The sequence below is a fragment of the Corynebacterium lipophiloflavum DSM 44291 genome (assembly GCF_000159635.1).
GTDB classification, from domain to species: Bacteria; Actinomycetota; Actinomycetes; order Mycobacteriales; family Mycobacteriaceae; genus Corynebacterium; species Corynebacterium lipophiloflavum.
Window position 1 is genome coordinate 161,497 of the sequence record NZ_GG667196.1, and the last position, 21,230, is coordinate 182,726.

Consider the following 21,230-nt stretch of genomic DNA (forward strand, 5'->3'; position numbering starts at 1 on the left):
GGGTTCGTCGGTTAGGGTTTAAGGTGCCGAAAAAATAAAGGAGTTGTGATGCGTGAGCTGTACGCGGTCGCCGAGGAGTCGACCGAGACATTCCTTGTCATGCGTGACGCCGACGGCGTGCGCTATCAATTGGCGCGCGCGCAACTTCACCCACAACAAGATCGCACCCTCGCCGATGCCGAGCCGATCGATGTCGAAGTAGTTGAGGTCGACGTAGCCGAAGTCAACGTAGCCGAAGCAGCGGTCGGGCAAGAGCAATCGGATACCCCAACCTTCGACTCCCTGCCGCGAGTGCCATCGCTGCCGGAGCCGGACCCGCTGTTTGCCACCCCCCTTTCCATGCGCCCGAGCGAGATCCAGGCGAAGATCCGCGCCGGTGCGACGCAGAAGGAGCTGGCGGATGAAATGGGTGTCGCCGAAAGCCGCATCGAGGCCTACGCTCACCCAGTGCTGCTGGAGCGCTACCAGGTCGCCGAGGCCGCGAAGCAGTCCCACCCGCTGCGCGAGGACGGACCCGCCAAGCTCACGCTGTTCGAAATCCTCGCCACCGCCTTCGCCGCGCGGGGCAACTCGCTGAGCCAGGCGGAGTGGGACGCCACGCGCGAACCCGGAGACGACTGGGTCGTCCATGTTCGGTGGAGGTCGGGGCTGAGCGAAACCGAGGGGCTGTGGTCCTTCAAGCGCGCCATGGGAGCCAAGGCCACCACCCAGCCGCGCAACTCCGTGGCCGCCGACTTGACCGACCCCGACTTCGTCCAGCCAGTGCGCTCACTTTCGACCGTAGAGACCGATCCCCCGCAACCGCCCGCGCCCGAGGACTCCGCCGTGGTGGAGGGCGACTTCCTGCGCCACCCCGACGGCGACGAGCAGCCGCAGCAGCGCCGGCGCAAAGCCGTCACCCCGCACTGGGAGGACGTTTTGCTCGGAGTGAGAACGAACACGAAACGCCCCCGGAAGTAAGGACTTCACCGCCATGTCGCTGCCTTGCGTCGTCACCGTCTGGTTTGTAAACGCCCCCGACCCCGGCGCCGTACTGAGCGGGGAGCCGAAAGCTGATCGCGGCTTCGGCCGAAAGCTTCTCGCCCAGCTCAACCCCGCCTGGCCAATCACCGCGATCGGCGAGTTTCCCCTCAACCGCTCCTCCACGCCGGGCCGGGCCGAGTTCTACATCGCCGGCTACCCCGGCGTCGCCGTCGTGCAAACCTACGTCGAGGACGTCACCACCGCCTCTGAGGCGGCGTCCGCGCTGCGCACGGCCCTGCCCGCCGCCGACACGTTCATCTTCGTCGAGGGCACCGACTCGGATTTCGCCGGGTTCGCGCACTTCGCCGGATCCGAGCTGCGCCGGGCATTTTCGGCCACGCGGGACGTGGTCTCAGAGGACGCGGGCCTGCCTGAGCCGTTCGAAGCCCCGTTCTGGGCCGGCGACACCGCCGAACCGATCGGGGGCATTTCGCTTCCTTTCGTTCCCAAACAGCTCGCCGCGGCGGCCCAGGCAAACTGGATTGGCGTCGATGTTTCCCCGGATGGCCCCGACTTGAACGTCGTGGGCTACGCGGTAGACGGCCGCCCCGAGCCGAAGATCGCCGCTCCCGCCCCGCGCACCAAGACCGTCGCGGAGGTCGCGTCGCGCTTCGCGGAGAAAGACAAAGGCTACGACGACTACGTTGCCACCGATACCGAGCAGGACGAGGGCGGGGAGTTCGCCGAGCTTGCCGACGCCTCCCTAGCCGCCGCGAAGCGGGTCGGGCGCGAGCTGTCCCGGCGCGCCAGGGCGCTGGCGGCGAAAGTCCAGGAGCGCATCCGCCACTCCGACCGCTAGCGCAGGCTGCGCTGGCGCTCGTAGAACGCGATCGCGGCGCTGGTCGCCACGTTGAGCGAGTCCGTGCCGGGGGCCATTGGGATGCGGGCGCGCACATGGGTCGCGCGCATCGCGTGCTCGGTCAGGCCCGGTCCCTCGCCGCCAACCAGAAGAGCGACCTTGTCCCAGGGCCGGCCCGTGGCGTCGACAAGCGCTTCGGCGAGGTGCTCTGCGGCGTCATCGGGAGTGAGCGACAACAGGCGCCACCCGGTGAGGCGAAGCTCATCCAGGGAGCGCTGCCACGTTGTCGCGGTGCCGTCGAGGTGCGCGAACGGCAGGCGCAGGGCGTGGCCCATGGAAACGCGCACGCTGCGGCGGTACAACGGGTCGGCCGTTGCCGCGCCGAACAGCACCCCGTCGACATCCATCCCCGCCGCATTGCGGAATATCGAGCCGATGTTTTCATGGTCCCCGACGCCCTCCAGGATGACCAGGGTCCGGGCTCCGTCGGTGACCTCGGCGACGCTCAGGGGTTGCGGGCGTTCGGCCACCGCGATCAGCCCGCGGTGCATGTCGTAGCCTGCGACCTCGGCCAACAGTGGGCGCGTCACCTCGTAGACACCCACCGACGCAGGCAGGACCTCTCCGTAGTCGGCGAGGAAGCTTTCCAGCCGGCCGCCGAATCCGATGACGCTGCGCAGCGGGAATCGCGACTCAACCAGCCGGCCGCAGATCAGGGGGCCTTCCGCGTAGACCAATCCGCCGCGGGTGTCGGAATGTTTCAGGTCGCGGATGTCGTCGAGGCGAGCGTCGTCAGGGTCGTCGATACGCGTGCGCATGCTACGCGGCGAGGGCGGCCATGACGGGGCCGTGGGCGAAGAATACGACGAACAGCGCGGAAATCAGCCACATGATCCAGTGGATCTCGCGGCGCTTGCCCGCGAACAGCGTCATGAGCGTAAAGGAGATGAATCCGACGCCGATGCCGTGCGCGATGGAGAAGGTAAACGGCATGATCACGATGGTGAGGAACGCGGGCAGGGCGATGTGGAACTCGTCCCACTCAATCTGGCCCACCTGCATCATCATCAGCGCGCCGACAACGACGAGCACCGGGGCCGCAGCCTCGATGGGAACGATCGCGTACAGCGGGGTGAAAAACATCGCGGCGAGGAACAAAAGCCCCGTCACCACGTTGGCCAGGCCGGTGCGCGCACCGTCGGCGATGCCGGCGGAGGAATCGACGTAGACCGTGTTCGACGACGCCGAAGCCGCTCCACCCACGACAGCGCCGAGACCCTCCACGACCAGGGCGCGCTTCATCCCCGGCAGGTTGCCGTCGGCATCGGCGACGCCAGCCTGACGACCCAGCGCCGTCATGGTGCCCATCGCGTCGAAGAAGTTGGCCAGCACGAGGGTGAACACGAGTAACGAGGCCGCGACGACACCCGCGTGAACGAACCCGCCGATCAGGTCAATGTCGCCGACGATGGACAAATCGGGCACCCCGCCCAAGGACTCCGGAATCTGGGGCACGGCCAGCGACCAACCGCGCGGGTTGTCGGCCGACGAGCCGGAGCCGGTGAGCGCCTCGACAATGAGCGCGATGATCGTTGTCGCCACGATGCCGATGAATAGCCCGCCCGGGATCTTGTGAATCACCATGAACCCGCAGATGATCAGGCCGATGATGAAGACGAAGGTGGGCCACGACGCGATCGAGCCGCCGATGCCCAGTTGGACGGGCACGGTGGTCATGGCGGCATCGGGGACACGGCGCACGAAGCCGGCGTCGACAAGCCCGATCAGTGCGATGAACATGCCGATGCCCACGCTCATGGCCACCTTCATCGAATCCGGGATGGCGCGAAAGACTGCGGAGCGGAACCCGGAGATCGCGAGGATGCAGATGATGATGCCGTCGATGACCACCAGGCCCATGGCCTCCGGCCAGGTCAGGCCCTCCTGGCCAACGAGCGTGACCGCCACCAGGGTGTTCAGGCCCAGGCCCGCTGCGATACCGAACGGGTACTTCGCCACCACGCCGAACACGATCGACATCACTCCGGCGGCCAGAGCGGTGGCCGCAGCGACCTGGGGAATGCCGAGAACCGCGCCGTCGCGGTCGGGGCTCGTGCCAATGATCAGCGGGTTGAGCAGCACGATGTACGCCATCGCGAAGAAGGTGACCACGCCGCCGCGGATCTCGGTACCCACTGTCGAACCGCGCTCGGAAATGTGGAAGTATCGGTCAAGCCAGCCGGTGCTGGTGCCGGTCACGGCGGTGGATCCGCTAGAGCTCACGTGTTGTCCCCTTGTCTGACGGGTGTCACCCGAAGATGAAATTGTCAGTGCATAGCCTTACACCGCAGCGGGGAAATTCCAAACCGAAATGACAGAGAGTTTAAGGTCGAAATCGTGCACGTCTATACCTTCGTCATCGTCGGTGGCTTCGTCACCGACGGTCGCGCCTGCGTCCGCGCGCTGCGCGAACTTGGCGTGTCGGCGGCCGAGGTCAACAGGCTGCGGGTTCGGCTGGCCACCATCAACGGCACGCGGCACGTCGTGGTGGAGGTCTCGCAGGGCACCTCCCCCACGGTGTCGGTGGCGCTGCGCCCCCTCGCCCCCGCGCCGACGGAAATCACAGTCGAGGCACTGCCCGTCAAAGACAACCGCCTCCACCCCGCCCACTACGGCCCGGACCTGGGGTGGCAGCGCAGCGTGCTCGTCGAGCTCCCCACGCACGAAGCATTGCTTGTCGACGCCTCTTCCCGCGTCGTCCAGTGCGTCACGTCTCCCCTGCTCACCGTGGCCGACGGAGTAATCACTGTCTCCGCCCACCCCGACACGACCCCGTTGATCGCGCTCGACGGGGTGTTGAGCATCCTGGGGGATTTGGGCTGCTCCATCGAGCGCTCGCCCACGGGGTTCTCCGCCCACGAGCTCAAGCGCCTGGAGACGTGGGTGATCGACCCCGTCTACGGGGCCCGGCTTGTCAGCGCGTGGCGCGAGTACGGCGCGCTCGTCAGCGGGCGCACCTCGATCAACCGCGCCGGTGTGCCCACCCACCGCACCGTCAACGAGATTCGCCGCGCCCGGGCAGTCCAGGCCTAGAAGACGGGCCGCTCGTCGTCGTACACGTCCGCCGAATCAAGCAGCTCGGGCGCGGCGACCTTGGTCTGCGAGTGCGCCCCGCAGCCGTAGCTCGAGGCGACGAGGCGCCCGTCCGCGGCGTACTCGTTGGCGCACACGCCGAAGTTCTCCCCCACAGGCGGGGCCATCGGGATGTAAAACGCGCACGTCCGACACGCCATCGCGGCCTGCTCGGCGAACTCGCTGGTCGGCCCGAAATCGCCGGTGCGCCAGCGCTGCTTCGCCTCCTCCAGCCCCTTGACCGTGAGGTAGTTCGCGGTCTCGCGCCCCACGAAGGTGACCGCGTTTTTGTCAAAGGAGTCGTCGGTCAGCCGGTGGTCGTCCGGGGCGGCCTCCATGACGTCGCCGGGGCCGAGGTCGCCGGGGCGCAGGCGATCGGAGTAGGGCACCCACTCGGGTGCCTGCAGGGCGTCGGAGGCGGGGACGAGGGCGACTTCGTTGATGGTGACACGGCTCGCCCCGGTGGCGCAGGCGACGTCCGCGTTCCACTCCCAGCCCGGGTAGCCGGGCACGTCCGCCTCGAAGCGGTGGGTGGCCACGTTCGGGGATACGGCCGCTACGCCGATGTGGGAGCCGATGCCGCCCTCGGCGATTTCTTCCAGGGCTTGCCTCGCAGCCGCGACGGCTGCCTCGCCGAGCAGAGGGCTGTTAGCGCGCCGGTGAGCGCGATTCCTGGACTGAGACACGAGGCCTAGTATAAGGGCATGCCCCGCTTAAGCCTCAAAGCCGCCGCGCCGCTTGCCGCATTGTTGTTGACACCTGCGCTGGTTTCGTGTTCTTCGCAGGAATTAAAGCAGCCGCGTGAACAGGGCGTCGAGAAGCTGACGGCGGTGGTGGAACAACGCTACGACTTCGACCCCTCCAGCTTCACCCAGGGCCTCGAGGTCGCTGACGACGGCACGCTGTACGTGGGCACCGGGCAGGTGGGCAGCTCGCGGATCTACCGCACCACCCTCGACGGGCAGGTCACAGCCAGCCGCGATCTTGACCCGGCGTTTTTCGGCGAGGGCATCACGCGCACAGGCGACTACTTGTGGCAGCTGACCTGGCAGGACGGGGTCGCCCTGAAGCGCGACGCGGAGACATTGGAAGAGCTCGGGCGGACCACGTTTGAGGGCGAGGGCTGGGGCGTGTGCGCCCGCGACGGCGAGGTGATTCTTTCCGACGGCACCGCACAGCTACGCCGGATGGACCCGGAGACCTTCGCCGAGCGCGAGCGCTTCACCGTCTCCCTCGGCGGCGCGGAGGTGCCGCGGCTCAACGAGCTCGAGTGCGTGGGCGATGAAATCTACGCCAACGTCTTCCTCACCACCGACATCGTGCGTATCGACGCCGCCACGGGCGACGTCACCGCAGTGATCGACGCCTCCTCGCTGCCGAATAACGCGGCACCCGATCCAAACAATGTGCTTAACGGCATTGCGCACATCCCGGGTACCGACGAGTTCTACCTCGCCGGCAAGCGCTGGCCCGACCTCTACAGGGTGAGCTTCGAACCGGCTGCCGTAGGGTAGAGACCCATGAAACTCAAGGCGTGGCAGCTACTGGCTCTCCTCATCGCCGCCGCGGTTGTGCTCGTCGGCGGGTTCTACCTGGTGGTTGATTACCAGCGCAACAAACCGGCCGCCCCGGTCGCAGAGTTGCGCGTGGTGGTCTCCAGCGGCGGCAATGAGCTCGAGGTTGCGCCCTACACGGTGTGCGAGCTGGACGCGCAGTGCGCCGGGGGCGAGCCGCCGACGATCACCCTCGATCCCGGCTCCGAGGTGACCGTGAATGTGCCCCGCGATGTGGCCGCGTCGAGCTGGCGCCTTCTGAGCATCTACGACGACCCGGCGGTAAATGATGAGCAGATTTTCCAATCGGGCCAGGCCACGCAAGCCTCAGTTCCCGCGGTGAAAGACTCCGCCCGTCTTGTCGTTGCGGAGGTGTCGGCGCTGGCCGTGGACACCAACGACGCAGGCGAGGAAGTCCCCGTGATTGCGACGTGGTCGGTGGCGTTTTCCGGGGAGGATTCCTAGACGTCCAGCTCTTTGGCCACGGCCCGCAGGATTTCGGCGACCTGCTTACCGTGCGCGCGGTCCGGGTAGCGCCCCGCCTCCAGGGCTGGCTGGATTTGGGTTTCAAGCACCGTCATCATATCCGCGAGCAGTTTGTTGAGATCCTCGGGTTTGTAGCGGTGTGTTTGGCGCCGCTTGGGTGTGTCGAGGACTTTCACCCGCAGCGCCTGCGGGCCGCGGCGACCGGCGGCGAAATCGAACTCAATGCGCTGACCTGCGACGAGTTCTTCGACCCCTTCGGGCAGGACCTTCTTGCCCACAAACACGTCCTCATCGCCCGGGTTTGACGCGAAGCCGAAACCCTTGTCGGCGTCGTACCACTTCACTTTTCCTACGGGCATACCTGCTCCTTCCTCTCAAAAACCGTCATTGTACTACCCACGGTGTCCGCGACCGGTTCAGCGCGAGCCGCGCGTGTGACACACGTCACCATACACCCTGATAATTGCTCTCACCTGCAGGCTCAGGTAAACCGTTCGAGCGAATGTGACACATGTGAATCCATTTCGTGCCGTCTACGTGACTCAATCGTTATAAACCGATATAGTCGCCCGCAAGCCCAAAACCGGGCACATAACCACATACCTTTGGCCACGCCTAATTCTGTCCGGCCGACATCATTCTTCCCCGAGACGACACAACTTCAAGGACAGAAGCGGAGGACCCACACGCGTGATCAACTCGCGCAGGAGGTCACTCCTAGGGGTGAAGCCGCACCCGCGGCCTGGCACCTTGAGCCAGAACCCGACAGCTAACTTCGCAGGCGGTTAACAAGAGAGGAAATACATTTTCTATGGGACGACACTCCAAGCAGACCGCATCCTTTGCCACAAAAGCACTCGCCGGCACCGCTGCCGCAGCAGCCCTGACCGGCATTATGGCGCCGGCTGCGCACGCCGCGCCGGACTCCGACTGGGACCGCCTGGCACAGTGTGAGGCAGGTGGCAACTGGTCCATCAACACCGGTAACGGCTACTACGGTGGCCTGCAGTTCTCCGCATCCACCTGGCGCGCCTACGGCGGCGACCAGTTCGCACCGTACGCCCACCAGGCGACCCGCGAGCAGCAGATCATCGTTGCCGAGCGCACCCTCGCCAGCCAGGGCTGGGGCGCATGGCCGGCCTGCTCCGCCCGCCTTGGCCTGAATTCCGCTCCGACCAACCGCGACGCCCAGGCCGCGCCGGCACCTGCACCTGCACCGGCAGCTGCTCCCGCCCCGGCAGCCGCTCCTTCTGCCGCACCGCAGGTTGATGCGCTGTACCACGCGATCGTCGCTCGTCTGAACGAGAACAACATCGCCGTCCCGGCCGAGCTGCACACCGCCTACGCAGCCAACCGCGACGACTACAGCAACTTCTACCTCGCCAACAAGGCGCTTATCGACGCCGTCCTCGCCGGCGACATCAACGCAGTAATCGCCGAGCTCGTTTAACGAGCGGCGTTTTTCACCACCGTGATCTCCCATCCCGCGTCACGGTTTTGGGCGAAGTCCTCAATCCCGTGGCCGTTGTCGGCGGCCCACTGCGGGATGGACTCGGTTGCCTGCGTGCAGTCGAAGTCGATGACCAGCTTCTCGCCGTCGTCAAGCTCGGCGATCGCATCCTTGGCCTCGATGAGCGGGAATGGGCACACCGCGCCCAGGGTGTCTAGCTTGTAACGCCCGGGCCCAATCGGACGCGCCTTCGTGGCGCGTTCTTGTGCTGTAGGCACGGTGATCAAGCCCGTTGCCACCTGGAACCCACCAGAGCGCGGAGCGCCGCCAATAACTGCGTCCTCTGCAGACCGGATGGAGTCGTCCGTGCTGTAGGTGCCCTGCGTCGCGGCGGCAGAGGGCTTAAGCCAGATCTTGGCTCCAACGAAAACCCCCAGCGCGATGAAACCGAGTGCGACCCACCCCTGGTAGCTGAACAGGGAGGTTTGCACCATGCCGTTGCCCACGGTGCAACCGCCGGCGACCGCCGCACCGACGCCCATGCCGATCCCGCCAACGATTGCACGCACGGTTGTGGTGGCGTCGGGGACGCGCACGCGGAACTCCCCGGACACCTTTGCTGCGATAAACGCGCCGATGAACAAACCGATCACGAGCAGGGTGCCCCAGTTGAAGAACTTCTCCTCCCCCGTGGCGACGAATGAGATGGCGTGCGCGCTCGGGGTGGTGATGCCGAGGCCGTCGTTGCGCCCGGTGGCTGCCGACAGCGGCCACGCGATCACGCCAAGTAGACCAATGAGCGCGCCCGCGGCGTAGGGGTGGAGTGCCTTTTTGTACCAGGGCTGCTCAAGGGTGACTTTCGGCCGCGCCGCATCCTTGGCCAGGTAGTAGCGCGCGGCCCAGGCGGTGGCCAGCGCAAGCGGGATCGCGAAGAACCAGGCGGAGACACCAAAGGTCTGCGGCAGGGTCGTCCAGCCGGTGTCCCACTGCTTCATCCAGGCGTCGAACCCGGAAAGCATGCCGTTTTTCATCGCCGCGGCGGACAAGGCGTAGAAGATGAGCGCGAACCAGGAGCCCGACGAGGCCCTCGGCCGAGCGGTACCACGTGCCGGAGGCGCAGCCTCCCGCGAGCACGATAGAGATGCCGAAGATGAAACCGCCGACGATGACGGCTATCGGCTGGAAGGTACGGTAGTCCGGCGCGATGACACCGAGCGTGGTCAACGCGGCGAGGCCGACGGCGTGGACGGCAATGACGATGAAGAGGGCGACGAGTCCGCGGCCCTTTTCTGCAGGAAGACGTCGCGCAGCATGCCGGTAACGCAGAAGCGGCCACGCTGCATGATGGCACCGAGGGCGGCGCCGACGACTAGACCCGAAGCGAGCATTAGTGTCCTAAAGTACGAGGGGCTGGTCAATGATTTTCAGGCACCGTACCGCAATCCAACAGGTTTGTCTAGCCATAGTAGACACATCTGTCTATCCTGTAGGGGATGAAAAACCCCCTTCCCCGCGCGGGGAGAAGGGGCCGAGGAGAACCGCTTAACGGTTGATTCGGGTCGTCGGGTGGACGTAGCCCGTCTCCTCGTAGGGACGCGGGAGAATCAGGTCATCGCCGAACGGGCTGGACGCGCCCGCAAGCTTGGAAGAGATCTCCGTGACCGGGTGACCATTGCCAGGAGTGTGCTCGGGCCACGCCGGGTTTGCGCGACCAATCTTGTCAACGTTGGAAGCCATGGGTCCATTCTTTCACGTCCGCCCGCCAAACGCACGTAAACTCACCCCCGATATGTCCGCTCTCCACTTGGCTCTTGCCCGCTTCAGCGATGAACAGCTGCGCTCGCTTCTCGACGCCCGCCCCGACGCCGCCTTTCCCCCTCCCCCGTCGCTCGCCTCGCTGGCGACCCGATTGACCTTGACCGGCTCCATCGCGCGCGCCCTGCGCCGGCTCACCGCCGCCGACATCGCACTGCTAGAAACCCTCGGCGATGCCGGCGCCGAGCTCGACCCGGTCGCACTCGATGCCGTTAACGTGCCGTTCGACCCGCAAGAACCGCTCGCGCGACTGCGCACCAACGCCCTGGTTTTCGGCCCCGATGAGGGCTTACGTGTCTCCCCCGGTGTCCTCTCTGCGCTTCCCGCAGGCTGGCGCATCCTCGACCCGGCCCCCGACAACTTGGTCGAAGCGCTCGATAAGCTCAGCCCCCGCGAGCGGCAGGTGCTGGACACCCTCGCCGCTTCCGGCTCGATCGGCACGACACGGGGCGCTGCCCCCGATGCCGACCCGAAGCTGCCGGTCCCGCGGTTGCTCTCGCTCGGGCTACTCGTGCGGGTGAACTCCTCCACGGTGCGTCTCCCGCGGCCGGTGCGCGAAGCCCTGCGCGGCACGCCCGTGCGCTCCTACCCGCTGGAACCGGTTGCGCCGACGAACGCAGTCGAGCAATCGCGCGTCGACGCCGCCTCCGCCGCCGCCGGGCTCGAGTCCGTGCGCCGGGTCCGCCGCACCATCACGCGCCTGCTCGAGTCCCCGGTTGAGCTGCTCAAAGACGGCAGTGTCGGGGTGCGCGCCCGCGCCGCGCTGGAAAAGGAGCTCGGCTTCGACCCTGACCTTTCCGTCACCGTGGCGGAGGCCGCTGGGCTGGTGGGCCGCGGCGAGATCGACAACGCGGACTGCCTCGCCGCTACACGCGACGGGGTCACCTGGCTCGAGCGCACGCTGCCCGAGCAGTGGGCGGTGCTCATTCTGGGCTGGCTGGCCTCGCCGTGGCGCACCGAGCTCGATACAAAACTTTTGGGCGAGGATTCGCGCGCGCCGGAGATTCGGTTCGTGAAGTTGAGCGTCGTCAAGCGCTTGTGCGCGGGCGCGATGGATGGCGAGACTCTGAGCGCCAACCTGCACCACTACAGCCCGATCCTGGCCTCCGGGACCTCGCCGGCACTGCTGGCGCGCATTGTTGAGGAGGGCCACGCGCTCGGCGTGCTCGCGCTAAACACCGCGGCCGCGCCCGGGCGCGCGGTTGTGGAAGGCGCGGACCTTACCGCGGCAACGCGCGAGCTCGTGCCCGCGGAGATCGACTACGTCATCGCCCAGGCGGATTTGACCATCCTCGCCCCCGGCCCCTTGTCCCCGGATATGGCGGCGATGTTGGAGTCGTTCGCCGACCTCGAATCACCCGGCATGGCCAGCGTGTACCGGGTCACGCCGGCGTCCGTGCAGCGCGCCCTGAACGCCGGTCGCACTGGCGGGGAGTTGACGCGCTGGTTGGAGAAGCACTGCGTCGGAGAGGTCCCGCAGGGGCTCTTGTTCGCCATCAACGACGCAGCCGCGACCCACGGTAGCCTCCGCGTCGGCGCAGCGGCGAGCTACCTGCGCTGCGAGGACGAGGCTCTGCTTGCCTCGGCCGCGGCGCGCGTCGGCGGATTGGAACTCATTGCCCCCACCGTCGCGATCTCGCAGATGCCCGCATCCCAGCTTGTAACGCTCTTGCGCCGGCACGGTTTCCAGCCCGCCCCTGACCACGACGGCGAGGCGCTTCTGCAGCTCCACAACGCCTCGCAGCTTGTCGCACCGACCCCCTCGACCGTGCCACGGGAGCGCAGCCTTGACGAAGCGCGCCGCGAGGAGATCATTCGTTCGCTCCGCGCGGTGGGTGCAGCCCCCGACACCGAGGAGCGCGACTTCCTCGAAACCCTGCGCGCCTCGGCCCGGGCGCGGCGGCAGGTCACCATCGGGTACGTCGACAAGCGCGGCCAGCGCACACAGCGCAGCGTCACGCCGATCACGGTCAACGCCGGGCTCATCGACGCCCTCGACGAGGCCACCGGACGCGTTGTGCGCGTCGAACTGTCGCGGATTACCGGCGTGGACGAAGCTCCTCCAGCGCCGTAGCGGTCCGAAGTTGCTGTTACGGTGGTGCGTGGCAGGTGCCTACCTGGCTGTTTCCGCTGCACAGAGGAGTGAATAAGCGTGCCCACCTTAGAAATCCGCAACCTCCGCAAGAGGTTCGGCACCAACCAGGCGCTCGACGACATGAGCCTGACCGTCCACGAGGGAGAAATGTACGGTTTCGTCGGCTCGAACGGCGCCGGCAAATCAACCACCATGCGCATTGCGCTCGGTGTGCTCGCCACCGACTCGGGCGACGTGCTTTTCGACGGCCGCCCGCTTGACGACGACTCACGCCGCCGCATCGGATATATGCCCGAGGAACGCGGGCTCTACGGCAAAGAAAAAATTCTCGACCAACTGGTGTTTTTGGCCAAACTGCACGGTTTAAGTAAGGAAAAGGCCACGAACAACGCCACGGCTCTGCTCGAGGAACTCGGCCTCAGCGAGCGAGCCAACGACAAACTCGACGACCTTTCTTTAGGCAACCAGCAACGCGTTCAGCTCGCGGCCAGCCTGATTCATGACCCGGACGTGCTCATTCTCGATGAGCCGTTTTCCGGCCTCGATCCCGTTGCCGTCGACGTGATGAGCCGGATGCTCACCAGCCGCGCGAAACGGCACGGGGTACCCGTGATCTTCTCATCCCATCAGCTCGATCTCGTGCAACGCTTGTGCGACCGGGTCGGCATCGTCGCCCACGGCCGGATGGTCGCCGAGGGAGGCGTCGACGAGCTGCGCAACCGCGGCCCCGTGCGCTACCGCGTCGGCACGCCCGCCCGTGGCTGGTACCCGCCGGGCACCGCGGTCGTCGAGGAGGACACCGAGACGATCGTGCTCGAAGTCACCGGCTCCGAAGCTGGAATCGACCAGCGTATCCTCCGCGCCGCCATGGACGCCGGCGACGTGCACGAATTCACCCGCGTGGTCCCTGACCTCACCGACCTGTTCAAGGAGGCAGTGCAGTAATGGCACGAGACACCTATTCCCCCACCGAAACCATCGCTACCACTGCCCTCCGCGAGATCCAGGTGCTCGCACGCACCAAGTCGATCTGGGTGACGGTGGCGATCCTCATCGTCTCCATCGTCGGCATGATCGGCTTCTTCTCCTGGCAGGCAAATAAGGACAGCGAAGAGCCGGCCGTATCGCTTGCGGTCGTCGGGGTGCCGGGGGCATCGTTCGCGGACGCGGGCTTCGATGTGAGCGAGGCGTCCAGCCGTGCGGACGCAGAGAAACTCGTGCGTGATGGCGACGTAGATACGGCCGTCGTGGCCAGCGAACAGGGGTGGGAGGTGTTGGAGGACGGGGAGCCGTCGATAAGCACGCTCGGGCAAATCAGTTCCATCGCGACGCGCTACGCAAGTACCGAGGCCCTGAGCTCGCTGGGCCTTACCCCAGAGCAGTACGCCTCCGTGATGCCAAACACCGAGGTAACCGGGGTGGATATCTCGGAAGGCGGGCAGCGCTCCGAGGCGGATTTTGCCAAACTGTTCACCGCTTTCGTCGTTCTCATCATTACCGTGTTCACCGTGGTGTTGTTCGCCGCGAACATCGGCAGCCGCGTCACCGCGGAAAAATCCTCGCGCGTCATCGAACTCATCCTGGCGGCCGTGCGCCCGATGGACTTTCTCGCCGGGAAGATCCTCGGCAACGTTGCGATGGGCCTGGCGCTGACCGCGCTCATCATCGGCTCCGGCATAGTGGCGCTGATGGTCTCGGGGTTAGACGAGGCCGTCGAGTTCTCCTACTCCATCCTGCCGATCATGCTCCTGTCGTGGATCCTGGCCATGCTGTTCTCCGGCGCGCTCTACGCCGCGGCCGGCTCGCTCGTGCAGCGCACCGAGGACCTGCAGTCCACCCAGGCACCGATTTTGTTCCTGCTGATGGGCTCGATGTACGTGCCCATGTTCGGTTGGTTGCAGACGTCCGCGACCTGGATGCAGGTGCTGAGCTGGATCCCGCCGTTTTCCATCTTCACCGCGCCGATCACCTACGCCGGCGGCGATTTCACAGTCGCGCAATTGTTCGGTTCCTACGCGCTCGCACTCGTGGCCACGGTGGTGGCCGTCTGGCTCGCAGGGCGTATCTACCGCAGCTCCATCCTGTACAACGGCGGCAAGCGGTCGTGGGTGCAGGCAATCCGCGCCTGATAGCGTGGGCCCATGCCCGCACAGCCAGACGGCCCGCTGATTGTCCAATCAGACCGGACGGTGCTTCTCGACGTCAACCACCCCGACGCGGGGGCCGCCCGCGCCGCGCTCGCCCCGTTCGCTGAGCTGGAGCGCGCCCCCGAGCACGTCCACACGTACCGCATCACCCCGCTCGCGTTGTGGAATGCGCGCGCCGCGGGGTTCGACGCGGAACAGGCCGTTGATACGCTCGAGCGCTTCTCCCGCTTTCCGGTGCCGCAACCGCTGCTTATCGACGTCGCCGAAACGATGGCCCGCTACGGCCGCGTACGCCTGGTTAACAGCCCGGCCCACGGCCTCGTGCTCGAGGCGGACGACTCCGCCATCTTGACGGAGATCTCGCGCCACAAGGCGATCCGGGGCCTGTTCGGCGCAGCCATCGACGATGTCACCGTCGCCGTCTTCCCCTCCGAGCGCGGTCGCATCAAACAGGAGCTGACCAAAATAAGCTGGCCGGTCGAGGACCTCGCCGGTTACGTCGACGGCGAATCCCACCCAATCGAGCTCAACCACGACGGCTGGCAGCTGCGCGACTACCAGGCGTACGCCGCCGAGTCCTTCTGGGAGGGAGGCTCCGGAGTGGTGGTGCTGCCGTGCGGCGCCGGCAAGACGATTGTGGGCGCGGCGTCGATGGCGCAGGCGAAGACCACCACGCTGATCCTGGTGACCAACACGGTCGCCGGGCGGCAGTGGCGCGACGAGCTGCTGCGCCGCACGACGCTTCAACCGGAGGAGATCGGCGAGTACTCGGGCGAGCGCAAGGAGATCCGCCCGGTCACCATCGCCACCTACCAGGTGGTCACCCGCAAAACGAAGGGCGAGTACCGCGCGCTCGAGTTGTTCGACTCGCGCGACTGGGGATTGATTATCTACGACGAGGTCCACCTGCTGCCCGCCCCGGTGTTTCGCATGGCCGCCGACTTGCAGTCGCGCCGCCGCCTCGGGCTCACCGCCACACTCGTGCGCGAGGACGGCCGGGAAGACGACGTGTTCTCGCTGATCGGGCCCAAGCGCTACGACGCCCCCTGGAAAGAGCTTGAGATGGCCGGCTACATCGCCACGGCCGAGTGCGTTGAGGTGCGCACCTCACTTTCTGCCGACGAGCGGATGGCGTACGCCACCGCCGAAACCAAGCAGCGTTACCGGATCGCGGCGACGTCGCGGGGCAAGGACGCGGTCGTCGACATACTTCTAGCGCGGCACCAGGGAGAGCAGGTGCTGATCATCGGTGCCTACGTCGAGCAGCTCGAAGGTATCGCCGCGCGGACGAACGCCCCGCTGGTGCACGGCACGACGTCGACGAAGAAGCGCGAGGAGGCCTTCGACGCGTTTCGGTCCGGTGAGATTTCCACTCTCGTGGTGTCCAAGGTGGCGAATTTCTCCATCGACCTTCCCGAGGCCGCAGTCGCCATCCAGGTGTCCGGCACGTTCGGATCGCGTCAGGAAGAGGCGCAGCGCCTCGGGCGGCTGCTTCGCCCGAAGGCCGACGGCGGCGGCGCACTGTTTTATACGGTCGTCGCGCGCGACACCCTCGACGCGGAATACGCCATGCGCCGCCAGCGCTTCCTCGCCGAGCAAGGCTACGCCTACCGCCTCGTCGACGCCGACGACCTTTAACATAGTGCCCATGAGCGGTTTTCAGTTTGAAGTCGACGAGGACTGGGCGAAGAAGCATAACGAGATGCTGCGCGACACGCGCTACCTCGTCATCTCCGCCATCGCACTGTTCGTGCTCTGCCTCGCCGGCGGGGTCGCCGTGTGGCTGCTCGTTGACCCGGCCTCGCCGTGGCGCCTGCTCGGGAGCCTGGGCCTTGTTTTGTTCGGCGTGATGATGCTTATCGTCGGCCTGGCCATTCCCCGCTCGGTCGGTTCCACGCAATCGCTTTTCGACGCCCACCCGCTTGCCCCGGCGATCATCGCAGACCTCCCCGGCACCCGCACCACCCTGCTCGCGCTGGTGAACACGACGGTCGACCCAGCCCAGCCCGCGCGCTGGGCGCTGACCTGCCGCGACGTTCAGGCGGTGCCACTGACGGAGAACTCCGTGGGCACGAAGGTCCCGGTTGTCGCAGTCGGCGGGCAGCGCAACCCTGCCGACGCGGGCACCTGGCAGGTGATCACCCCGATGCCCATCGCGTGGGGAACGCATGAGCGCGACGTTGTTGCCGACGCCGCCTCAGCGATCCCGGCCGAACAGTGGAACACCCTGAGGCGTGCGAAGGACCGGCTTCCGGAAGTGCGCGCCGCGAAAAGTAATTTATTGATTCTCTAAGTTCGCCGAAATGTGACGGGGGTAACCTATTTTCTCGGGAAATGATGAGAATCACATTCTCAGGGGTTAGGATATCAGCACTTAGTTTCCCTATCGAAACACTGGCCGTCGTTTGGCGGGAAGAGATCCGAAAGGAAGTCCCTAGTGTCCTCCAGAATTTCCGCAGGTGGGGCCCCGTCCCCTGAGGAGACCGTCGTGATGAAGCGCTCGCGTGCAGCGCGCATCCTTGACTGGCGACCAGCAAGCGCCCTAGCCCGCATCGTCATCGTACTGTGCTTGGTCATCCCGCTTCTTCTCGCAGCAACGTTCATGTGGTCCATGTGGGACCCAGCCAAGACGCTCCCCAACGTTCCCCTCGCAGTGGTCAACGAGGACAAGGGCGCCGAAAACGGTGGCGAGTTCCAAGTTGTCGGCGACCAGGTGGTCCAGGGGCTGCTGGAAACCGAATACCTCGACTTTGAGGAACTTCCCGCCGATGAGGCCCAGCTCGGCCTGACCAAGGGCGACTACCTGTTCGTGGTCACCATCCCGGAGGACTTCTCCGAGCGGACGGTCTCGCTGATCACCGACAACCCCCGCCAGTCCGAAGTTCTTGTGGAATACAACGACTACGGCGGCACGAACGGCAAGATCATCACCTCCTCGCTGATTCCGCAGCTGCAGGCCGAGATCTCCTCCACCATCTCGGAAACGTATGCCACCGAGACCCTGACCGGCCTTAACTCGCTCGGCGACGGCATCAAGCGCGCCGCAGACGGCGCCGGCCAGATCGACGACGGCCTCGTCCGACTCCAGGAGGGCACCGGACGGGCCGTCGACGGTATTAACCAGCTCGATAGCGGCGCGACCGACCTGAACGACGGTGCGGTGCAGCTCGATGCCGGCGCCTCCGAGCTCAACAGTGGCGCTGGCGAACTCAACGACGGCGCCCGCCGCCTCGAGGACGGCGCGTACCAGCTCAGCGACGGCCTTGTCACACTCAAGGACGGCACGACGCAGCTTGGCGACGGTGCCGCACAGATCGACGCCGGCGTCCAGGAACTGACCGGCACCCTGATCCCGATTCTCGAGCAGGCGCAGGGCATTGTCACCCAGGTCACTCCGGTGATCGGCACCCTGCGCAGCCTCGGCCTCAATGACCAGGCAGCCCAGATTGAGTCCGCGATTTCGCGCATCGACCCAGCGAACCCGGCCAACATTGTCAACGACCTCAACCGTCTGCGCGCCGGCACCGCCGAGCTGAGCTACAACCTCAACAGCCCCGACGCCCCCTACATCAGCGGCGTTAACCAGCTTGTGGACGGTTCCCAGCAGCTCGCCTCCGGCTCCACCGAACTGCGCGACGGCACCGATCGCCTCCTCGAGGGCACGGGCCGCCTCAAGGACGGCACCACCCAGCTTGCCGACGGCACCGTGCGCCTCAAGGACGGCACCACCCAGCTTGCCGACGGCGGCACGCAGCTTGCCGGCGGCGTCCAGCAGCTCAAGGACGGCTCCGGCGAACTCAAGGCAAAGCTCGACGAGGGCGCAGCCAAAGCACCGGTCGTGGCACACATCGACCGCTCCGCGCAGCAGATGGCTGTCCCGATCATCTTCGAGGAAGCCAACATGCACCCCACGCAGGAGCTCGTTGACCCGGCTAACCCGACGGTGAAGTCGATCGAGAGCGGCTTCTCCATCATCATCATGCTCGTGTTCGGCTACCTCGTCATGGCGATCCTGTCCGCGCTACTGCCGCACGTTGTCGGCCGCCGCAGCGAGAGCCACACCGGCGCCGGCCCAGTGCTGCGCGCCCTGGCGATGATCTTCGGCATCAACCTCCTGGTCATGGGCATCTTCACCGCCCTGTCCGTGGTCCTCGGCTGGAGGCCCGACAACTGGCTGTCGATGGGTGCGGTGATCCTCCTCATCGCCGCCAGCGGCGCCGCCATGTTCCAGCTGTTCCGCATCCTGTTCGGCCGCCTGGTTGGTGGACTGTTCTCCATCGGCGTCTTCGCTCTCGGCCTGTTTGTCTTCGGCGGTGTCTGGCCGCTGCCGACCATCCCTGGACCGCTGCAGTTCATGCACAACCTGCACCCGATGAGTTACGCCCGCTACGCGTTCATTCGCGCAACGGATGGGCTTTACGACGGCCGTTACTGGGCTTCCCTGTTGGTCCTGCTGGCAGTGACGGTGCTGGCGGCCATCGCGTCCATCATCATCTACAACATTCGCCGCCAGGGCGCCGCTCAGGCGCTCGAGGAGGACGAAGTGGTTGTCACCACCACCGACCGTCGAGTCGGCGAAGAACCCCTGAACCCAGTCATCCGCTAATTAGCTCGCACTAAAGTGGCCGTTCCTTACGAGGGTCGGCCACTTTGCTAGTTGTGGGTATCGATTCGCTATGACTGGGAGGTAATGCCTGCGAGAGTTCCCACTCCCGCCAGACGGCCGTTGCTTGTCGAGATCGCCCGGACAACACCGGAAACGCACGACATGCTGCGGAGAACGGAGCCCGTGACCTCGGAGGCCAGCTTCGCGATAGCACTGATTTCTATGCGAATCCTCCGCGGAACCAAGGAATGGCATGAGTTCGGTCTCATCAAGTCATCCATCGGCTTCGCCTCGGGTGGAACAATCGTCTTAGGCCTCATCGCCGGGCTGTGAGCGCTCTTCGAAATGTAGCCCACTGGCGCTCTTTGAAATGTAGCCCAGTGTGGTCGTTGTTATTGTGCCTGATGTGGGGTTGGTGAGGGGGTTGTTGGTATGGGTATTTCGCGTCCTTTGATGCGGTGGCTTACTCCTCGGTGTTGAAAGATTTTGGCGTGGTGGACGATGCGGTCGACCATGGCGGTGGCTACTGTGATGTCGCCGAAGCATTGCGCCCATTGGGAAAACGCTAGGTTTGAGGTCACGATGATGGAGCCGTGTTCGTAGCGTCTGGAGACGAGTTGGAAAAACAGGTTCGCCGCGTCAGCTTCGACGGGAATGTAGCCGAGTTCGTCGATGATGAGCAGGTGGTAGCGGTTTAATCGTTTCAGCAGCGTTTCGAGTTTGCCGGTGTTGTGGGCTTCGGTGAGGGTGTTTATCCACCCGGCGGCGGTGTCGAAGAGGACGCGATAGCCTTGCTGCGCTGCTGTGATGCCAAGTGCGGTGGCGAGGTGGGTTTTGCCGGTTCCGGGTGGGCCGAGCAGGACGACGTTTTCAGCTGTGGCGACCCAGGCCCCGGTTTCAAGGCGTGCGATTTCAGTGCGGTCAATACTGGGTTGTGCGGTGAAGTCGAAGTCGGCGATGGTTTTCACGGCCGGAAAGCCGGCGCGTTTGACGCGTAATGATGCTCCGGATTCCGCGCGGGCGGTCGCTTCGACGGATAGCACGGCGGCGAGGTACTCCTCGAATGTCCAGGATTGGCTACGTGCTTGATTGGCGATGGTTGAGTAGACGTTGTCGATGCGTGGGGCTTTCAACTCCCGTGCGAGGTGACTAATTGCCGCCGCGGTGTCGTGGGCGCTGGTGCGGGTCATAGGAAAGAGCTCTCCTTGGAGTTTGTGGGGCGTTGAGGCCGTGTTAGGCGATGTGGTCGTAGATGGATAGGTCAGCGATGTCAACAGCGGTATCTGGCTGGAATCTCTCGCCCGCCGTAGCTAGGTCGCGGCGCATGGCGCGGGCAGTTTGGGCGTGGGCGGGGTCGGTGATGACCTTGTGCTGGCCCCAATGGCGTGGGTGCACCGCGGCGGGTTCACCGTGTGGCCCGGTCACGGCGATTTCATCAAGCGTGCTGCGCACAGTGACTAGTCGGTCAATGAATGTCGGATCCACGCTGTACTGGTTGGTGTCAACGGTGACGTAGTAGTTACGCGGCAGGCGCACCGCGGGCCTGACACCGAACACCGGCGGATACGGTGGCAAGGGGCGCATCGCTCGCTGATCAGCTGCGAACAAGTCCGCCGGTGTGGCCTTCAACGTGGTGTGAACGCGTGCGTTGGCGATTGTGGTGAACCACTCATCAAGTTGGGCTTGCACATCCACCGGGTCGCTGAACCGGCGCCCGGGGAAGAAAGAACGCTTCATGTACCCGTTGGTGCGCTCGACGATGCCTTTAGATTCCGGGTCCCGCGGTGGGGTCTGAACGATTCTGCAGCCCAGCGCCCCGCCGAATGCGGCAACAGGCTCGCACAGCTTCGCCTTGCCAATCCCGGACTCGTGATCCCACACGAGCCGATCTGGTACCGCTTGGAAATCACGTGTTATCAACTGCCACATCCCGGCGATCAAGTCATCAGTCGTGCGCGAGGGAAGCACACACGCCGCAGCGAAACGAGAATGCGAGGCTGCCATCACCAACACCGGCAACGCGCGGTAGACCCCATCAGCATCAGGTAGTCCACCCGGTGCAAAAGTGAGATCACATTGGATCTCACGCCCCGGGGAGTGAGTAAGGGTATCGACTGGGTCGGC

General features: G+C 65.5%; 19 protein-coding genes, 1 pseudogene and 1 riboswitch. Of the genes and pseudogenes, 12 read left to right on the plus strand and 8 right to left on the minus strand.

Annotation, left to right across the window (positions count from 1 at the left end; all coding sequences use genetic code 11):
* The first annotated feature begins 48 nt into the window (after positions 1–48).
* Both sepH and HMPREF0298_RS10285 read left to right on the plus strand, forming a co-directional pair.
* Positions 49–960, plus strand: a complete 912-nt coding sequence (gene sepH / locus HMPREF0298_RS10280) for a septation protein SepH (RefSeq protein ID WP_006841118.1) — start codon at positions 49–51, stop codon at positions 958–960.
* 13 nt (positions 961–973) lie between these two features.
* A complete protein-coding gene (locus HMPREF0298_RS10285) occupies positions 974–1,822 on the plus strand; it encodes a DUF6928 family protein (protein WP_006841119.1) in 849 nt (282 codons plus the stop codon).
* On the opposite strand, the gene HMPREF0298_RS10290 is transcribed toward HMPREF0298_RS10285, so the two are convergent.
* Both HMPREF0298_RS10290 and HMPREF0298_RS10295 read right to left on the minus strand, forming a co-directional pair.
* Positions 1,819–2,640, minus strand: coding sequence for a TrmH family RNA methyltransferase (locus tag HMPREF0298_RS10290; protein ID WP_006841120.1), 822 nt, complete (start codon positions 2,638–2,640; stop codon positions 1,819–1,821). The two genes, HMPREF0298_RS10285 and HMPREF0298_RS10290, sit on opposite strands and share 4 nt — an antisense overlap.
* A gap of 1 nt (position 2,641) precedes the next feature.
* Positions 2,642–4,105 (minus strand): NCS2 family permease, encoded by a 1,464-nt coding sequence (locus HMPREF0298_RS10295; RefSeq protein ID WP_050758411.1) that lies wholly within the window; start codon positions 4,103–4,105, stop codon positions 2,642–2,644.
* A 114-nt stretch (positions 4,106–4,219) separates the two neighbouring features.
* Here HMPREF0298_RS10295 and HMPREF0298_RS10300 point away from each other — a divergent pair, with 114 nt between their 5' ends.
* Positions 4,220–4,915 (plus strand): hypothetical protein, encoded by a 696-nt coding sequence (locus tag HMPREF0298_RS10300; RefSeq protein ID WP_006841122.1) that lies wholly within the window; start codon positions 4,220–4,222, stop codon positions 4,913–4,915.
* On the opposite strand, the gene HMPREF0298_RS10305 is transcribed toward HMPREF0298_RS10300, so the two are convergent.
* Complete coding sequence (locus HMPREF0298_RS10305; protein WP_006841123.1) at positions 4,912–5,640, minus strand: DUF3027 domain-containing protein; 729 nt, start codon at positions 5,638–5,640, stop codon at positions 4,912–4,914. The genes HMPREF0298_RS10300 and HMPREF0298_RS10305 overlap by 4 nt on opposite strands.
* Positions 5,641–5,658: 18 nt before the next feature.
* On the opposite strand from HMPREF0298_RS10305, the gene HMPREF0298_RS10310 reads away from it, so the two are divergent.
* Together HMPREF0298_RS10310 and HMPREF0298_RS10315 are read left to right on the plus strand one after the other, a co-directional pair.
* Positions 5,659–6,468: a glutaminyl-peptide cyclotransferase gene (locus HMPREF0298_RS10310; protein WP_006841124.1), complete on the plus strand. Its 810-nt coding sequence runs from the start codon at positions 5,659–5,661 to the stop codon at positions 6,466–6,468.
* A gap of 6 nt (positions 6,469–6,474) precedes the next feature.
* On the plus strand, positions 6,475–6,972 hold the full coding sequence (locus tag HMPREF0298_RS10315; protein ID WP_006841125.1) for a DUF2771 domain-containing protein: 498 nt from the start codon (positions 6,475–6,477) through the stop codon (positions 6,970–6,972).
* Here HMPREF0298_RS10315 and HMPREF0298_RS10320 read toward each other — a convergent pair.
* On the minus strand, positions 6,969–7,352 hold the full coding sequence (locus tag HMPREF0298_RS10320) for a cold-shock protein (RefSeq protein ID WP_006841126.1): 384 nt from the start codon (positions 7,350–7,352) through the stop codon (positions 6,969–6,971). The genes HMPREF0298_RS10315 and HMPREF0298_RS10320 overlap by 4 nt on opposite strands.
* A 282-nt stretch (positions 7,353–7,634) precedes the next feature.
* Positions 7,635–7,793, plus strand: a riboswitch (cyclic di-AMP (ydaO/yuaA leader).
* Positions 7,794–7,804: 11 nt separating this feature from the next.
* Here HMPREF0298_RS10320 and HMPREF0298_RS10325 point away from each other — a divergent pair.
* Positions 7,805–8,443 (plus strand): resuscitation-promoting factor Rpf1 domain-containing protein, encoded by a 639-nt coding sequence (locus tag HMPREF0298_RS10325; RefSeq protein ID WP_006841127.1) that lies wholly within the window; start codon positions 7,805–7,807, stop codon positions 8,441–8,443.
* Here the strand turns inward: HMPREF0298_RS10325 and HMPREF0298_RS10330 are convergent.
* Together HMPREF0298_RS10330 and HMPREF0298_RS10335 are read right to left on the minus strand one after the other, a co-directional pair.
* Positions 8,440–9,831: pseudogene (locus HMPREF0298_RS10330) on the minus strand (YeeE/YedE thiosulfate transporter family protein). The gene HMPREF0298_RS10325 and the pseudogene HMPREF0298_RS10330 sit on opposite strands and share 4 nt — an antisense overlap.
* A gap of 154 nt (positions 9,832–9,985) precedes the next feature.
* Positions 9,986–10,180 (minus strand): hypothetical protein, encoded by a 195-nt coding sequence (locus HMPREF0298_RS10335; protein WP_006841130.1) that lies wholly within the window; start codon positions 10,178–10,180, stop codon positions 9,986–9,988.
* Positions 10,181–10,232: 52 nt separating this feature from the next.
* On the opposite strand from HMPREF0298_RS10335, the gene HMPREF0298_RS10340 reads away from it, so the two are divergent.
* The 6 genes from HMPREF0298_RS10340 to HMPREF0298_RS10365 all read left to right on the plus strand — a co-directional run bounded on the left by HMPREF0298_RS10340 (position 10,233) and on the right by HMPREF0298_RS10365 (position 19,106).
* Positions 10,233–12,332 carry a helicase-associated domain-containing protein gene (locus tag HMPREF0298_RS10340; RefSeq protein ID WP_006841131.1) on the plus strand — a complete coding sequence of 700 codons (2,100 nt, stop codon included), beginning with the start codon at positions 10,233–10,235 and terminating at the stop codon, positions 12,330–12,332.
* A 78-nt stretch (positions 12,333–12,410) separates the two neighbouring features.
* A complete protein-coding gene (locus HMPREF0298_RS10345) occupies positions 12,411–13,298 on the plus strand; it encodes an ABC transporter ATP-binding protein (RefSeq protein WP_006841132.1) in 888 nt (295 codons plus the stop codon).
* Positions 13,298–14,482, plus strand: coding sequence for an ABC transporter permease (locus HMPREF0298_RS10350; protein WP_006841133.1), 1,185 nt, complete (start codon positions 13,298–13,300; stop codon positions 14,480–14,482). Before HMPREF0298_RS10345 ends, HMPREF0298_RS10350 begins: the two co-directional genes overlap by 1 nt.
* A gap of 12 nt (positions 14,483–14,494) precedes the next feature.
* Complete coding sequence (locus HMPREF0298_RS10355) at positions 14,495–16,138, plus strand: DNA repair helicase XPB (RefSeq protein WP_006841134.1); 1,644 nt, start codon at positions 14,495–14,497, stop codon at positions 16,136–16,138.
* Between the two features lie 10 nt (positions 16,139–16,148).
* A complete protein-coding gene (locus HMPREF0298_RS10360; RefSeq protein ID WP_006841135.1) occupies positions 16,149–16,793 on the plus strand; it encodes a DUF3239 domain-containing protein in 645 nt (214 codons plus the stop codon).
* Positions 16,794–16,937: 144 nt separating this feature from the next.
* On the plus strand, positions 16,938–19,106 hold the full coding sequence (locus tag HMPREF0298_RS10365; RefSeq protein ID WP_245527491.1) for a YhgE/Pip domain-containing protein: 2,169 nt from the start codon (positions 16,938–16,940) through the stop codon (positions 19,104–19,106).
* A 392-nt stretch (positions 19,107–19,498) separates the two neighbouring features.
* On the opposite strand, the gene istB is transcribed toward HMPREF0298_RS10365, so the two are convergent.
* A complete protein-coding gene (istB, locus tag HMPREF0298_RS10370) occupies positions 19,499–20,296 on the minus strand; it encodes an IS21-like element helper ATPase IstB (protein ID WP_006841139.1) in 798 nt (265 codons plus the stop codon).
* 43 nt (positions 20,297–20,339) lie between these two features.
* Entirely contained in the window at positions 20,340–20,987 is a 648-nt protein-coding gene (locus HMPREF0298_RS10375) for a Mu transposase domain-containing protein (RefSeq protein WP_050758413.1), read from the minus strand.
* Between the last annotated feature and the right edge of the window lie 243 nt (positions 20,988–21,230).

Excerpts from the sequence above, each read along its gene's own strand:
- sepH (WP_006841118.1), top strand. The coding sequence starts at position 49 with ATGCGTGAGCTGTACGCGGTCGCCGAGGAGTCGACCGAGACATTCCTT.
- HMPREF0298_RS10285 (WP_006841119.1), top strand. The coding sequence starts at position 974 with ATGTCGCTGCCTTGCGTCGTCACCGTCTGGTTTGTAAACGCCCCCGAC.
- HMPREF0298_RS10290 (WP_006841120.1), bottom strand. The coding sequence starts at position 2,640 with ATGCGCACGCGTATCGACGACCCTGACGACGCTCGCCTCGACGACATC.
- HMPREF0298_RS10310 (WP_006841124.1), top strand. The coding sequence starts at position 5,659 with ATGCCCCGCTTAAGCCTCAAAGCCGCCGCGCCGCTTGCCGCATTGTTG.
- HMPREF0298_RS10315 (WP_006841125.1), top strand. The coding sequence starts at position 6,475 with ATGAAACTCAAGGCGTGGCAGCTACTGGCTCTCCTCATCGCCGCCGCG.
- HMPREF0298_RS10320 (WP_006841126.1), bottom strand. The coding sequence starts at position 7,352 with ATGCCCGTAGGAAAAGTGAAGTGGTACGACGCCGACAAGGGTTTCGGC.
- HMPREF0298_RS10325 (WP_006841127.1), top strand. The coding sequence starts at position 7,805 with ATGGGACGACACTCCAAGCAGACCGCATCCTTTGCCACAAAAGCACTC.
- HMPREF0298_RS10335 (WP_006841130.1), bottom strand. The coding sequence starts at position 10,180 with ATGGCTTCCAACGTTGACAAGATTGGTCGCGCAAACCCGGCGTGGCCC.
- HMPREF0298_RS10340 (WP_006841131.1), top strand. The coding sequence starts at position 10,233 with ATGTCCGCTCTCCACTTGGCTCTTGCCCGCTTCAGCGATGAACAGCTG.
- HMPREF0298_RS10350 (WP_006841133.1), top strand. The coding sequence starts at position 13,298 with ATGGCACGAGACACCTATTCCCCCACCGAAACCATCGCTACCACTGCC.
- HMPREF0298_RS10355 (WP_006841134.1), top strand. The coding sequence starts at position 14,495 with ATGCCCGCACAGCCAGACGGCCCGCTGATTGTCCAATCAGACCGGACG.
- HMPREF0298_RS10360 (WP_006841135.1), top strand. The coding sequence starts at position 16,149 with ATGAGCGGTTTTCAGTTTGAAGTCGACGAGGACTGGGCGAAGAAGCAT.
- istB (WP_006841139.1), bottom strand. The coding sequence starts at position 20,296 with ATGACCCGCACCAGCGCCCACGACACCGCGGCGGCAATTAGTCACCTC.